The organism is Enterococcus sp. OL5 (assembly GCF_006491895.1).
In the GTDB taxonomy this organism is placed as follows: domain Bacteria; phylum Bacillota; class Bacilli; order Lactobacillales; family Enterococcaceae; genus Enterococcus_D; species Enterococcus_D innesii.
Genome location: NZ_VHIL01000001.1, coordinates 459890 through 473432 on the forward strand (window position 1 = coordinate 459890; position 13543 = coordinate 473432).

Sequence of the window (13543 nt, forward strand, 5' to 3'; positions counted from 1 at the left end):
TTCTTGTTTAGTAGCCGGTTCCGTCATCAACGACTTCCGAGCCGTATCCGTCACCAGTTCCTGCACCTGTTTCGGTTCCAGTTTCGTTTCCAACACCGGTTTGTGTTTCTGTATTGGCATCTACTTGTGAATCTGATGGTGCTTGACCTAAGGCTTTCAGCATATCGTTACGAATTTCGTTGTAAGAATAATCTTGAATATATACGATCGATTGTCCATCATAAGATTCCCCATCGTACCATTCAAAGGTATGTTTTTGAATATCGAACCCAGACAACATATTACCAGCTAAAGATACTAAGTCTTCAAACTTGAAGTTTGTATTGACGTCTTCACTGACTGAGTCTAGAATTTCTTGGTACTTGGTAACATTATTGATTTTCAAAGCTTGATGGATCGCTGCTTCAATGACTTCTTGCTGACGGTTCCCTCGGTCCACATCGGTATCCATTTTCCGGATGCGGGCAAAAATCAAGGCTTGCTCACCGTTCAACAATTGACGACCTTCTGGAATCAATGTTTCCCCGGTGTTATCTGAAGTATATTTCTTGTTGATATCGTAAGGCACATCAACAGTGATTCCGCCAATCGCATCAATGATTTTCTCAAAACTCGTAAAGTTGATGTTTACGTAATAATCAATTGGCAATTGCAGGTAGTTTTGGACTGTTTCAATCGTTGCGTCTTCTTCGCCAATTGTGAATGCACTATTGATCTTGGCTGTAGTAGCAATTGTCCCAGTTCCTGTTCCATCATAAATGTTGGTCCAAATGTCTCTTGGGAGACTGACCATATCGATTTTCTTATTTTCGCCATCGTACACCATGTAAATCAAACTGTCGGTACGAGCACTGTCCAAATGTTCTGTCTTTTCACGTTCCGCGTCATTATCAACACCCATTAACAAGATCCCAAACTTTGAATTCACGTCAGAAGCTTTCAATGAGTTGTCCTCTTTGCTCTTATTGGAACTGATTACAGCGGATTCTTTAAACATTTTATCCACTGAATTCTTTGCTGCATAATACGTATAGCCGGCAAATAAAACGATGCCTGCAATGGCGAAAAGAAAGATTCCTCCAATAATCACGCGCTTATTGCGTGCTTTGTGGGCTCTTTGCTGTTTATATCTCGTCTTTCTATCCATAGTGCCTCCTTCATTTCTCCTGAATTGCTCTCCCCGATTGTACCAGAATTTTTACGATCCGCCTATTTTTTTAAGAAGTTTTATTCTTTTTCTGTGAAGTCCTTTAAACATTCCTAAAAAATAATTCTGACAATGAAAGAAAGTTGGATAAATAGTCAACTTCTATGGATATTTTATTAAAAAACGAGTTTTCTCATTCGCCTTTTTTGGACGGATCAACTTCTTTCTCGACAGTAAGCTGAATAATTACACCAAAAGGATCCCGAACACTAGCATAAAAAAACGCAAATGGATTGTCACTAGGTGCTTGGATCATCTGACTGCCATTTTCCATTAGTCGTTGATAAAGCTTCTGAGCTATTTTGGTATCGTCTATCGTCAAACTCAAGGATAAGTGATTCCCTAGCTGAATGGCCTCTCCTTCAACTAATGGATTGTCTGCCAGCTGCAACTGGAAATCTCCGATCTGTAGGATGGAGTGAGAAAGATACTGTTCTTGTCCCGCAAGAATCTCCAGTGTTGGATCAAGTCTCTCACGATACTCCTGGTTGGTGATGGCAAATAAGAGGGTTGCGTCTAGTGTTTCTTGATAAAACTGAATGGCTTCTTGGGCTTTGCCGTCTAACGTTAAAAACAAAGCGATTTTTGGTTCGATCATTTGTTGGTTCCTCCTTTTCTTGTTACCATAAGTGTAACTGTGAATCTTGCCAAAACTTGGCACCATTGGAGAAAGAAATGAAAAAATCAGAACGCTTAACCCAAGAACTATTGTATTTACAAGGAAAAGCCACTTTTCATCTAGCCGATTTAATGGAAACCTTCGCGATCTCAAAACGCACAGCCGTCCGCGATGTCCAGTCGTTGGAAGAGCTGGGTTTGCCTCTCGTAGTAGAAGTCGGTCGATATGGCGGCTATCAGATTTTGAAAAATCAACTGACCCCGTTGTACTTTGACAAAAATGAACGGTATACCCTTTTCTTTGCTTTACAGCTCTTGCAAAAATTATCCGATTCTCCTTTTGATCGAAGTTATCAAGGATTACGGCGAAAACTGTTGCAGTCTTTTTACCAAGGAGACACCGAGTGGCTAGAAAAAATGGAGACGGCGGTTTCGTTTCAAGGAGTTCCTCAATTGACAAGTGCACCGATCCTCTCAGCGCTTTTTTCAGCGATCGTACAAGAACAAGTCATCCACTTTAGCTATCAGCGGTATCAAAAAACGTGCAAGACTGTTCAGCCCTATCAGCTGGATTTTCGTGCTGGTTACTGGTATTGTTTGGCCTATGATTGTCAAAAGAAGGCTTTTCGCCGCTATCGCTGCGATGCAATGCAGAGACTTACTCCGGCTGAAAAAAAAGGCTATACCTTGCAACAGTTAGCGGAAAAACAGCTGCAGCAACAAGTGTTGACACAAACACTGGGCTATCACATCCGCTTTGATCTATCGGCAAAGGAACGCTTGTGGCAAGAAAAATATCCTGATATGGCAGTGGTGGAACGTCCTAGTGAGCTTTGCTTAGAAGGACACATTGCCGACAATGAGCTTGATTTTTTAGCTGACTTTCTCTTGCAATTTGGGCCAACCATCAAAGAAATCGAACCGTTAGTCCTCAAACAGGCGTATACTGAAAAAGCTCGGCGGATGCTGCAGCCATTTACAACTGACTAAGCGTCTTCACGCTGTTCGCTGATGGTTGACACTCTGCCTGAACCGATTCTTACTTATAAGGAGTTTTCTACCATGTTTCTTTTAAATAAAAAAACCTTCCAAGCGTTGGCAGCCCCCTATTTGACGGAAGGAGCTGTGATCGGCTATGCAAAATGGCAGTCCTTCAATGCCATCACCAGCCGTAGCCTGCTCGTCTTAGATGATCAGCAATTGACGATTTTGGCATTGAATCTTTTCTCGACAAAAGTCCTGCAGCACAAAATCGTGCCGCTTGCTGAGTTAACAAAAGAGCACAAAGATCCGGTGGTGGGCATGCTGGTTCCTATTCGTTTCATTTATAGAGGGGAAACCTACCGTTTTCAAATGCAGCGAGTGATCTTGCCCTTGGGCGATTGGCAAAAAACCTTTCTTGCCCGCTGGCAGTCGTGGTAAATAGGCAGCAACTGGCAAGTTCTATTTTTAAAAGAAATAATTTTCATGAAATTTACATGCTTTTACAAGAATATTGTTGTATTTTTCTGATAATGTTTTCGGCTATTTCGTTCTATGGTAAGATGTCCCTAAAGAAATGGAGGCTGTCTATGGTATGTATGGAAAGTGAACGGTTAACGATCCGCCCGTTCCAAGAAAGTGATTTTGCCGATACCTTTGCTATTTATCAGCAAGCGGAAGTTTGCCGTTTCTTACTTCATGAGCCTTGGCAGACAGAAACGGCAGCGGCGGTTTTTGCCAAAAAATGCCAACAGCACGCTTTGACGGACCAAGCAGGTCTTTCTTTGGCGGTACTACACGATCAAACGGTCATCGGCGATTTGTCGGTATGGTTTACTGGTCAGCCGTCTTCCGTTGAAATTGGCTATGCCTTCCATCCGTCATTTGGCGGACAAGGGTTTGCTCAAGAAGCCTTGAAAAAATTGTTGGACTGGTTGTTTGCCAGTCAAAAGATCCATCGGGTCCAAGCGACGCTAGACGCCCGCAATCAGGCCTCAGCTAAGCTTTGCCAACGCATTGGATTGCGCCAAGAAGCACATTTTATCCAAGACTGGTGGAACAAGGGGGAATGGACCGATAGTTTGGTTTTTGCCTGTTTAGCCAGTGAATATCCTGCTCATCCGAAATAATTTAGGAGGTTTTTTATGATAAGCTTGTTACGCTATGCCAAGGATTATCGCAAACAGATTATTCTTGGTCCGTTTTTCAAATTTTTAGAAGCGGTGTTTGAATTGGTCCTGCCTTTGCAGATGGCCGCTTTAGTCGATGAGGGGCTACGGCAAAACAATTGGTCGAAGGTCGTTGAAATGACGATCTGGATGATCGTGATGTCCGTGGTAGGCATGATCTGTGCCGTCATCTGTCAGTATTATGCTTCCGTCGCTTCTCAAGGATTCGGGACAGAATTACGCAATCGCTTGATGAAAAAAATCAACACCCTTTCCCATAGCGAACTGAACTTATTCGGTACTGATACGTTGATTACTCGAATGACCAACGACATCAATCAGATGCAGATTGCTTTGGCGATGCTGATTCGGCTGGTGGTCCGGGCGCCCTTCTTAAGTATCGGTTCCGTGATTATGGCCTTTGTCATTGATTGGCAAGCTGGCTTGATTTTCCTACTCGTCTTACCGCTCTTTTGTATCGTCTTATTCTGGATCATCGCCAAAACCGTGCCATTATATAAGAAAGTTCAAGTCCATTTAGATGAGTTGAATGAGTTAGTGAGTCAAAATTTAAGCGGGATTCGGGTGATTCGAGCCTTTGCCCGCACAAAAACGGAAACAAAACGCTTTGATAAAGCAACTGATGATTTAAGTGATGTCTATTTACGGGTCACAAATCTGTCCGCTTTATTGACGCCTGCCACCACCTTGATCATGAATGTCGGCATTATCGCGTTGTTTTATATCGGTGGATTCAAAGTCAATATTGGCAATTTGCAGCAAGGACAAGTGCTGGCACTGGTCAATTACATGAATCAAATGCTCTTAGCGTTGATCGTAGTTTCCAACTTAGTGATCATCTTTACCCGTGCAGCAGCATCAGGTTCACGGATCAACGAAGTGTTAGCCACTGAGCCGTCGATCGGCGATGAACTTTCAGAAGTCTTTATGGATCAGCCAAAAAACAACGTCGGAGCGATTCGCTTTGAACATGTGGATTTCCGCTTTTCAAAAGAATACGGGTTAGCTTTGAAAAACATTGATTTCCAAGTCGCACCGGGGTCTATTTTAGGTATCACTGGACCAACCGGTAGTGGGAAATCTGCCTTGACCCAATTGATCCCCCGCTTCTACGATGTGGCAGATGGCAAAGTGATCGTTGACGGGCACGATGTGCGAAAATGGCCTTTACAGCAATTACGCCAAAAAATCGCCATGGTGCCTCAAACCGCCGTGCTGTTTACGGGAACGATTCGAGAAAACTTGCAATGGGGCAAAAAAGATGCTACCGATGAAGAATGCTGGCGCGCACTCGAAATCGCTCAAAGCCGTGACTTCGTTGAAGCCTTGCCGCAGCAACTGGATACCCCGATTTTTGAAGGTGGCAAGAACTTTTCTGGGGGACAAAAACAACGGTTAACAATTGCCCGAGCATTGATCGCTAAACCAGATATCTTGATTTTGGATGATTCTCTAAGCGCCCTTGACTATCAAACCGATCTTGATTTGCGGATGGCTTTAAAAGAAAGCATTCGTGGTACGGTCATCATTATCTCTCAACGGGTACGCTCTATCCAAGATGCGCAGCAGATCTTAGTCTTAGACCAAGGGAATTTGGTAGGCAAAGGGACCCATGAAGAGCTGTTGGCATCTTCAAAAGAATACCAAGAAATCGTGGCATCACAGGCAGAGGAGGAAGAAGCATGAAAAAGAAATCATTCGATTGGTCGGCCTTTCGTCGCTACCTCCCTTATTTGACTGCCTACGCGAAGGAAACTTGGGCGGCAGTTGTCCTCGGGATCGCTGCTGGTGTCTCCTCGGTTTATATGACGTATCAGATCGGTCAAGCCGTCGATCAGCTGATAGGTGCCGATCAAGTGCAGTTCAGCGCCCTCTATCGTATTTTGCTTTTGTTTGCCGGAGTGGTCTTAGTGACTGTGGTCAGTCAATGGTTGATCCAGCGACTAGGCAACCGCGTGGCGTATTTATCCGTCGCCGATTTGCGTAAAAAAGGCTTTGCTCATCTCAATACATTGCCGTTGCGCTATTATGACCAAAACTCCCACGGCAACATCGTCAGTCGTTTTACCAACGACATGGACAATATTTCCATTGCCGTCGCTGCAGTCTTTAACCAGTTGTTCTCTGGTATTTCGGTCGTCTTGATTGCCTTAGTCGTCATGCTGCAAATGAGTGTGCCATTAACGTTGGTCGTATTGGTTTCGACCCCGATCATCTTTTTGGTCAACTGGATCGTGGCACGAACGTCTCAATCGCATTTTGCTCGCCAACAAGAAATCGTCGGCGAAATTTCAGGCTTTGTTACGGAAATGATCGGCAATCAAAAAATCGTCAAAGCCTTTGATCGAGAAACCATCAACCAAAACCGTTTTGAAACGATCAACCAAGAATTGAATGTCCGAGGGCAAAAGGCACAGTTTTCTTCTTCTTTGACCAATCCCCTTTCACGATTCGTCGATCACTTGGCGTATCTGTCAGTCGGCTTTGTCGGCGGTCTGCTTTACTTTTCTGGTTCAGGTGCCGTCACGGTTGGGGTGATCTCCAGCTTTACGATCTATTCCAGTCAGTTTTCGAAACCATTCATTGAATTGTCGGGAATTACCACCCAGATCCAAACGGCGTTGGCTGGACTTTCAAGAACCTTTGAGCTGTTGGATCAAGAGCCCGAAACAGCCGATGACCAAGAATCTCAATCACTGGGTGAGATCAAAGGCGAGATTGCCTTTGAGGAGGTTTCTTTTGCTTACGATCCTGGTCAAAAATTGATTGAAGATTTCACTTTTACCGCAAAACCTGGAGAAACCGTCGCGATCGTCGGAAAAACTGGTGCTGGTAAATCGACGTTAGTCAATTTATTGATGCGTTTCTATGATGTCGATAAAGGGGCAATCAAGATCGATGGCACTGATATTCGTCAGTTGAAACGAGAAGAATTACGGCAAAGCTTCGGAATGGTCTTGCAGGATACGTGGCTCTTTGATGCCTCTTTACGAGAAAACCTGCAATACGGCAATGACACTGCCACAGATGAAGAAATCTACGATGCCTTAAAGCATGCCTATATGTATGAGTATGTGATGCGCTTACCAGAAACACTAGATACACCGATCGGTCATCAAGGGATCAAGATCTCTGACGGGCAACGGCAGCTCTTGACGATCGCCCGCACGATGATCAGCAACCCACCCATGCTGATTTTGGATGAAGCAACCAGTTCGGTTGATACTCTGACTGAGAAAAAAATTCAAGATGCTTTCTTGAAAATGATGGAAGGCAAAACCAGCTTTGTGATCGCCCATCGGTTATCAACGATTCGAGCAGCAGACAAGATCCTTGTAATGGATGCCGGTCAAATCGTGGAGCAAGGAACCCATGAAGAATTACTGGCAGAACAAGGCTATTACTATCGCCTGTACCATGCTCAATTCCAACATTGATCATCCATACAACAACCCCCACCAGCTCAAAGAAAGACTCTTGAGTTGGCGGGGGTTGTTTTGGTTGATTTATTGGTTCCAAACATCGGCATATTCTGGTTTGCGTTCAAATTCTTTTTTGGCAAAGGGACACAAAGGAATGATTTTCTTTTGTTCTTTGCGGGCTTTTTCCACCCCTTTTGCCACTAATTTTTCTGCCAATCCTTGCCCCCGATAGGCAGGATCGACAAAGGTATGATCAATGATCATACGCGTTTCGCCCGCTTCCGACCAGGTCATTTCACCGATTTCTTTGTCACCGTCTTTTAACACAAATCGAGCATTTTCTTCTAAGATTTCCATGATTGTTCCTCCTTTAACACATACTTTAATGCACCGCTGGGGCAAGTGTGGATCACTTGTGCCGCTTGGGCTGCTTCCCCATTATCAGGAATCACCCAGGGACGTCGTCCAACTTCAAAAATGGCGGGATTGCCCCGCACACAATTACCGCTGTGGGTGCAGATCTCTTTGTTGTAATAAATATCGATCGCTTCGCCACGATACTTCCGATATCCTGCAGCGATCAACCCTTCTTCTGTTTCATTTGCTAGTGGCTGTTCGTCCATGTTGAACACCCTCCTCTTACTGATTGTCAGAAGCAAACTGCCTGCCTCCTCCTTCATCATACGACTTCTCGAGAAAAAAATAAATCATTTGTTCTAAAATAACCTCTCAGTTGCCGATCATTAATTAAAAGCTTGCGTTAACACAATAAAGCGCCCCGTCAAAACTTGCTACTTTGACAGGACGCTTTTTTTATTCGTGAGGCGCTTTTGCAACAAAATGAAACCGCTGCGTGGCATAATCCCCGGCTAAATGAGGATCGATATACAGCCCGAGCTGCATCAATTCATCGCCACCGAAGCTCTCTCCCCCACTTTGATAGATGAGGTCAGGATCAAGACCAGTCAGCTTTAAAGTAACCAGTGGTGCAGAGGCTTCAGCTAAGACTCGGAAGTAAAAGACGATCGCCTCTTTTTTATATGGAGAAACATACAGCCAGGCGGCGTCATTGCCTTCATAAGGGCTGAGTAGACGAACAAAGCGGCCCAACTGCAGCAGGCGCCGATGTTTTTTATAAAAAGTGATTTGTTCTTTGATCTGCGCTTTTTCTTCTGCTGTCAGCTGTGTCAAATCAAGCTCATAGCCAAGCAAGCCGGACATCGCAGCATTGCCGCGAATCGCTAGATCCGTTGGCCGTTGGGTCTGATGGTTCGGGATCGCCGAGACATGCGCACCCATGGTGGATGGCGGATAGACCAGACTGGTTCCGTATTGGATCTTCAGGCGGGCGATGGCGTCGGTGTTGTCGCTGGTCCAAATCTGCGGCATATAATACAAGAAGCCAGCATCAAAGCGCCCGCCGCCACCAGAACAGCCTTCAAACAGGATCGTTGGATAGGCAGTGGTCAGTTTCTCGAGGAACTCGTACAAGCCCAGCAGATAGCGATGCGCGACCTCCCCTTGCTGGGCAGGATCGAGGAGCAAGGAATAGACATCCGACAGACTGCGGTTCATGTCCCATTTGATATAGTCGATGGCAACCGTATCAAACAGTTGGGATAATTGCTGATAGAGATGGTCTCTGACATCTTGTCGAGAAAAGTCCAACACATACTGACTGCGGCTTAGCGCCGGCTTGCGATTTGGTACTTGTAACAGCCAATCAGGGTGTTGTCGGTTCAGTTCACTGTCGCCCGAAACCATTTCTGGTTCCAGCCAAAGCCCGAATTGCAGCCCTTTGTCATGGACTTTTTGGGCAAATCCTGCCAAGCCAGAAGCCAGCTTGCCTTCGTTTTCAAACCAATCGCCTAATGAGGTTTGGTCATCTTCTCGCTGACCAAACCAGCCGTCATCCAAAACAAACAGTTCGATTCCCAGCTCCTTGGCTTCATCAACGAGGGCATCTAGCTTTTCTTCATTGAAATCAAAGTACGTTGCTTCCCAGTTATTGATCAGGATCGGCCGTTCTTGCTTTTTGTATTTGCCCCGAATCAAATGCTCATCATAAAAATCATGATAGGTGGCTGACAGCTGGTTCAAGCCAGCCTCACTATAAGCAATCACGGCTTCTGGGGCTTGAAAACTTTCAGTTGGCGGCAATTGCCAGGCAAATTGATGGCTGTTGATCCCCATGATTACACGAGTCTGGTGGTAGGGATCTTTTTCGATGATGGTTTCATGGTTGCCACTATACAGCAAGCTAAAACCAAAACACTCCCCAGCAAACTCCGTAGCATTAGGTTCCAGCAAGACGGCAAAAGGATTTTGCTGATGGCTGCTGGACCCCCGCTTGCTGTCCAAACGCTTGATGCCGCGATTGATTGGTTCTCGGGTGACTTGGCGTTCCTTCGCCCACGCCCCCGGCAAGTGGATCAAATCAAAGGGACGGTTAGGAAAATCCAGCGCTTGACTCGCTAGCTGTTCGATGGTAACAGGCTGGTTTCCGTGGTTGATCACTTTACTAGAGCGGACAATCACTGCCGCATCCTCAAAAATCGTGTAAAACAGCTGCAGCTCAAGTCCCGCCACATCATCTTTTAAGGACAGAATCAGTGTTTCGATCCCGTCGTTGGCCCCATGGGTCTGAGGCAATCCTGCTAGGGCGGGTTTGCCTTGTTGAATCTGGTAATTACTAAAGACAAAATGGCTGACTCGGCTACCGTTAGACTGGCGAATCCTATAAGCTGCTTCTCGAAAATCTCCGAAGCCGTTGCCAGGAAATTCCATCATCAAGGTGTCTAATGAGAAAAGTCGATCGCTGCTGTCTGGGGGATTGGGCGAAAAGGACCGATCAAGGCGTGGATAACGATAGCCGCCAGAATAATGAGCGATTTTTTTTCCAAAATAAAGGTGTGCCACATTGCCCCCTTCTTCTATTTGTATGAGATAGCTGATTTGATCGTTGCTTAAATGAAAGATGTTTAATTGTTTGTCAAAAAGAATCATATCGTACCCTCTACTTTATAATTGTTCGCTGATACTCCGCTTATTTCACGGATCCCAGCATCCCTTGGACGAATTGTTTTTGTAAAACGAAGAAAATGATGGCCGTTGGCAGGGTGGCGATCACAATGCCGCACATCATCATGCCATAATCAGGTGTATAAGAAGCACCCATAGCCGAAAGAACCAGTGGAACGGTCCGTTTGTCTGGTGATTGCAGGGCAACTAATGGCCATAAATAATTGTTCCAGCTGCCCATAAACGTAATGATCGCAGCAGCTGCATAAGTATTTTTAGCCGTCGGCATGTAGACTCTAAAGAAAATGCTCAGTTCATTCAAGCCATCGATCCGAGCAGCTTCGACTAATTCTCTAGGAAATGCCTTGATGTTTTGGCGGAAAAAGAAAATCAAAAAGGCGGTACAGACCGAGGGCAAAATCACTACAGCGAAGGTATTGATCCCGATCGGTGTGCCGCTAAGCTTGCTGAACATCCGATAGAGCGGGATCATTAGCGCGGCAAAAGGCACCATCATCGACAGCAGTAGAATATTAAAGATGCGGTCTTTGGTTTTCGTTCGATAAATCTCAAAGCCATACCCTGCCATGGAGGAGAACAACAGCGCAAAGACGGTCGTAATCACGGCAATCACTGCGGAATTGCCTAATGCCCGAGTAAAATTCAAATCGGAAGAAAAGAGATTTTGGAAGTTGATGACCAACTGATCGCCAATCATGTTTTTTCCAGCAACGATATCAAAGGTTTGATTGGTCATCCCTAGGATCATCCAAACAAATGGAAAAATGGAGATGAAAGCCAAAATCGCAAGAAAGACGTATTTTAAAGTGAGTGAGATTGTTTTCAATTTTCTTTTCCTCCTATTTTCGTTTGGATGATCGATAGGATCACGATCGCGATCACAATGACAAAGGAAACCGCGGCAGCATACCCAAAGTTTGGCGTGAATTTGTAACTTAAATTGTAGATGTATTGTGACAAGGTCGTCGTAGCATTGGCTGGTCCACCGCCAGTGATATTTTGAACTTCATCGAATAATTGCAGCGTACCGATCGTTGAGGTGATCGTGGTAAATAGGATGATTGGACGCAAGTTGGGAATCGTGATTTTGAAGAATTGATCCCATTTTGAAGCGCCATCGATCTCTGCCGCTTCATAAATACTTGGATCGATATTTTGCATGCCTGAGATGAAAAAGATCATATTGTAGCCGGTCCAACGCCAGGTGATGGCAAAAATGATCAGTACTTTTGCCCAAAAAGGATCCGTCAACCACTGGATCGGTGCATCGATCAGGTGTAGCTGCGTCAAAAAGTTATTGACTAACCCGTTTGCCGAAAAGAGACTTTTCATGATCAAGGAATAAGAAACCAAGGATGTGATACATGGTAAGAACAAGGCGGTGCGGAACAGCCCTTTAAACTTCAATTTTTTGTCATTCAATATGTTCGATACGATCAGCGCCAAAAAGAGCATGATCGGAACTTGGACTAATAAGTATAAAAACGTATTGCCAAAGGCTTTTTTAAAGGTTGAGTCGCTCAACATCCGCTGATAGTTGCCAAGACCGTTCAAGGTCATCGCTGTCGGTGGTCCTGATTGGAATGACGTGAACAATGCCGAGACCATCGGAATAAAGACCAGCATCGTGATCAAAATGACGGGTAAGGTAATAAAGGCATTGCCGTTTGCAAACCAATTTTTTGTTTTGTTTTTCATTGTAATTCCCCCTTAACACAGAAACTCGCGATCGCTCACGAGTTTCTGCAAAGTTGTTCGATTAGTTTGCAATTTGTGCTTCCACTTGTGATTGTGCTTCTTCTAATACTTTATCGATGTCTTCGCCGTTGATCACTCGTTGCAAGCTTTCAGTCAAGACGGATTCAATGGCATAGGTGTGATTGCCATAGTTCACGGCTGGAATTTCTTGTGACCATTGAGAGAAATCTTGGAAGACTTTTTGACCGCCATAGAAATCAAGACCCGACGTATATTCTTCCGTTTCTTCTGCAGCATTCATGGTTGAAACCAAACCAATCTCGGTAGCTAATGTACCCATCAATTCTTTATTCGAAGCAAAGGTATTGGCTAAAAAGTCTTTGTCATTTTCTTCGCCGTCAACCCCTTTGATCACGTACCAGCCTGCTCCGCCGATGCTGGAAGCATTGACTGAATTGCTATCGCCAGCGATGGATGGGATCGGAGCGATCGCCCATTTGCCGCTTTGATCTTCAGCGCCTTGAATTGTGCTAGAATACCACGCACCGGTTGGCGCAGACGCAACATTCCCTGATTGAACGGCATTGACCCCGCCATCCCAATCGGAAACTTGTTCAACTAAGCCTTCATTCAACAATGTTGCCAAGACAGTTAGACCGGCTTTGAAGGATTCATTGTCTTTGATGGTCACGGTGGAGCCATCTTCACCGGTATACCATTCGCCTGCCGATTGCATAATGATTCGTGCCAAGCCAAGATCGCTTGGGTCTAACGACATCATAGCGTGACCCGTTTTTTCTTTGACATCTTTGGCAATGCTGATAAAATCATCCCAGGTAATATCTTGGAGATCCGCTTGCTCATAGCCTGCATCGGTCAAATAATCTGTGCGGTAAAATAGTCCTGCGACGCCACTGTCAAATGGCACCCCATAAATGACATCGTCGACTTTATTGACCGCAAATTTATAGCTGGAGAAATCCTCCTCATTCACGATATCCGTTAGATCACTAAACGCATCTGGATAAGAAGAAAGGTATCCTTGAATGCGGTAGTCTTCGATCAAAACGATATTTGGTAGTCCGTCCGTATTTCCAGATGCCAGACTCGTATTTAATTTTTGGACGATATCATCTTGCGACATCGTCACGACTTCCACATCGACATCTTGATTTTCATACACTTTTTTGGCTTCATTGACTGCCTTGATGTTGAAGGTCTCATCCCATGCCCAGACCGTGACTTTGTTTGAGGACTCGCCGGAATCACCAGAGCTTGTGTTGCTGTTTCCGCAAGCCGCCAAAGTCAGCACTGCAGCCGCCGTTACCATCGATGCAAGTAGTTTTTTCATTTTTATCCCTCTTTCCTTTTATTTACATGGCTAA

The 13543-nt window shown here is 44.9% G+C and carries 12 protein-coding genes and 1 pseudogene; 5 read left to right on the forward strand and 8 right to left on the reverse strand.

Translation table 11 applies throughout. The annotated features are described in order from the left end of the window. Window positions 1-7: 7 nt before the first annotated feature. Together FJU10_RS02100 and FJU10_RS02105 are read right to left on the reverse strand one after the other, a co-directional pair. On the reverse strand, window positions 8-1147 hold the full coding sequence (locus tag FJU10_RS02100; RefSeq protein ID WP_140965034.1) for an LCP family protein: 1140 nt from the start codon (window positions 1145-1147) through the stop codon (window positions 8-10). Between the two features lie 193 nt (window positions 1148-1340). After that, window positions 1341-1805, reverse strand: coding sequence for a VOC family protein (locus FJU10_RS02105; RefSeq protein ID WP_077452691.1), 465 nt, complete (start codon window positions 1803-1805; stop codon window positions 1341-1343). Window positions 1806-1882: 77 nt separating this feature from the next. Between FJU10_RS02105 and FJU10_RS02110 the strand changes: the two genes are divergently transcribed. The 5 genes from FJU10_RS02110 (at window position 1883) to FJU10_RS02130 (ending at window position 7433) form a co-directional block, all read left to right on the forward strand. After that, complete coding sequence (locus tag FJU10_RS02110; protein WP_140965035.1) at window positions 1883-2815, forward strand: helix-turn-helix transcriptional regulator; 933 nt, start codon at window positions 1883-1885, stop codon at window positions 2813-2815. A 72-nt stretch (window positions 2816-2887) separates the two neighbouring features. Next, window positions 2888-3247, forward strand: a complete 360-nt coding sequence (locus FJU10_RS02115; protein ID WP_140965036.1) for a hypothetical protein — start codon at window positions 2888-2890, stop codon at window positions 3245-3247. 149 nt (window positions 3248-3396) lie between these two features. Continuing rightward, window positions 3397-3936 carry a GNAT family N-acetyltransferase gene (locus tag FJU10_RS02120; RefSeq protein WP_140965037.1) on the forward strand — a complete coding sequence of 180 codons (540 nt, stop codon included), beginning with the start codon at window positions 3397-3399 and terminating at the stop codon, window positions 3934-3936. A 15-nt stretch (window positions 3937-3951) separates the two neighbouring features. Beyond that, complete coding sequence (locus FJU10_RS02125; protein ID WP_077452695.1) at window positions 3952-5682, forward strand: ABC transporter ATP-binding protein; 1731 nt, start codon at window positions 3952-3954, stop codon at window positions 5680-5682. Beyond that, window positions 5679-7433, forward strand: coding sequence for an ABC transporter ATP-binding protein (locus FJU10_RS02130; protein WP_010747846.1), 1755 nt, complete (start codon window positions 5679-5681; stop codon window positions 7431-7433). The genes FJU10_RS02125 and FJU10_RS02130 overlap by 4 nt, the downstream gene beginning before the upstream one ends. 69 nt (window positions 7434-7502) lie before the next feature. Here FJU10_RS02130 and FJU10_RS02135 read toward each other — a convergent pair whose 3' ends face one another. The 6 genes and pseudogenes from FJU10_RS02135 to FJU10_RS02160 all read right to left on the reverse strand — a co-directional run bounded on the left by FJU10_RS02135 (window position 7503) and on the right by FJU10_RS02160 (window position 13509). After that, a complete protein-coding gene (locus tag FJU10_RS02135) occupies window positions 7503-7775 on the reverse strand; it encodes a GNAT family N-acetyltransferase (protein WP_140965038.1) in 273 nt (90 codons plus the stop codon). Next, entirely contained in the window at window positions 7763-8041 is a 279-nt protein-coding gene (locus FJU10_RS02140) for a (4Fe-4S)-binding protein (RefSeq protein ID WP_008378829.1), read from the reverse strand. Before FJU10_RS02140 ends, FJU10_RS02135 begins: the two co-directional genes overlap by 13 nt. Before the next feature lie 190 nt (window positions 8042-8231). Next, complete coding sequence (locus FJU10_RS02145; protein ID WP_140965039.1) at window positions 8232-10424, reverse strand: alpha-galactosidase; 2193 nt, start codon at window positions 10422-10424, stop codon at window positions 8232-8234. A gap of 40 nt (window positions 10425-10464) precedes the next feature. After that, window positions 10465-11280 (reverse strand): annotated as a pseudogene (locus FJU10_RS02150) (carbohydrate ABC transporter permease); the annotation flags it as partial. Between the two features lie 2 nt (window positions 11281-11282). Further along, on the reverse strand, window positions 11283-12158 hold the full coding sequence (locus FJU10_RS02155; protein ID WP_140965041.1) for a carbohydrate ABC transporter permease: 876 nt from the start codon (window positions 12156-12158) through the stop codon (window positions 11283-11285). Window positions 12159-12219: 61 nt separating this feature from the next. Then, the gene (locus tag FJU10_RS02160; RefSeq protein ID WP_140965042.1) at window positions 12220-13509 is read right to left on the reverse strand and encodes an ABC transporter substrate-binding protein; all 1290 of its coding nucleotides are present in this window, start codon (window positions 13507-13509) and stop codon (window positions 12220-12222) included. Between the last annotated feature and the right edge of the window lie 34 nt (window positions 13510-13543).

What these genes read in the sequence shown, in the direction of transcription:
- FJU10_RS02105 (WP_077452691.1), bottom strand. Translation starts at nt 1,805, where the DNA reads ATGATCGAACCAAAAATCGCTTTGTTTTTAACGTTAGACGGCAAAGCC.
- FJU10_RS02115 (WP_140965036.1), top strand. Translation starts at nt 2,888, where the DNA reads ATGTTTCTTTTAAATAAAAAAACCTTCCAAGCGTTGGCAGCCCCCTAT.
- FJU10_RS02120 (WP_140965037.1), top strand. Translation starts at nt 3,397, where the DNA reads ATGGTATGTATGGAAAGTGAACGGTTAACGATCCGCCCGTTCCAAGAA.
- FJU10_RS02130 (WP_010747846.1), top strand. Translation starts at nt 5,679, where the DNA reads ATGAAAAAGAAATCATTCGATTGGTCGGCCTTTCGTCGCTACCTCCCT.
- FJU10_RS02135 (WP_140965038.1), bottom strand. Translation starts at nt 7,775, where the DNA reads ATGGAAATCTTAGAAGAAAATGCTCGATTTGTGTTAAAAGACGGTGAC.
- FJU10_RS02100 (WP_140965034.1), bottom strand. Translation starts at nt 1,147, where the DNA reads ATGGATAGAAAGACGAGATATAAACAGCAAAGAGCCCACAAAGCACGC.
- FJU10_RS02140 (WP_008378829.1), bottom strand. Translation starts at nt 8,041, where the DNA reads ATGGACGAACAGCCACTAGCAAATGAAACAGAAGAAGGGTTGATCGCT.
- FJU10_RS02145 (WP_140965039.1), bottom strand. Translation starts at nt 10,424, where the DNA reads ATGATTCTTTTTGACAAACAATTAAACATCTTTCATTTAAGCAACGAT.
- FJU10_RS02125 (WP_077452695.1), top strand. Translation starts at nt 3,952, where the DNA reads ATGATAAGCTTGTTACGCTATGCCAAGGATTATCGCAAACAGATTATT.
- FJU10_RS02155 (WP_140965041.1), bottom strand. Translation starts at nt 12,158, where the DNA reads ATGAAAAACAAAACAAAAAATTGGTTTGCAAACGGCAATGCCTTTATT.
- FJU10_RS02160 (WP_140965042.1), bottom strand. Translation starts at nt 13,509, where the DNA reads ATGAAAAAACTACTTGCATCGATGGTAACGGCGGCTGCAGTGCTGACT.
- FJU10_RS02110 (WP_140965035.1), top strand. Translation starts at nt 1,883, where the DNA reads ATGAAAAAATCAGAACGCTTAACCCAAGAACTATTGTATTTACAAGGA.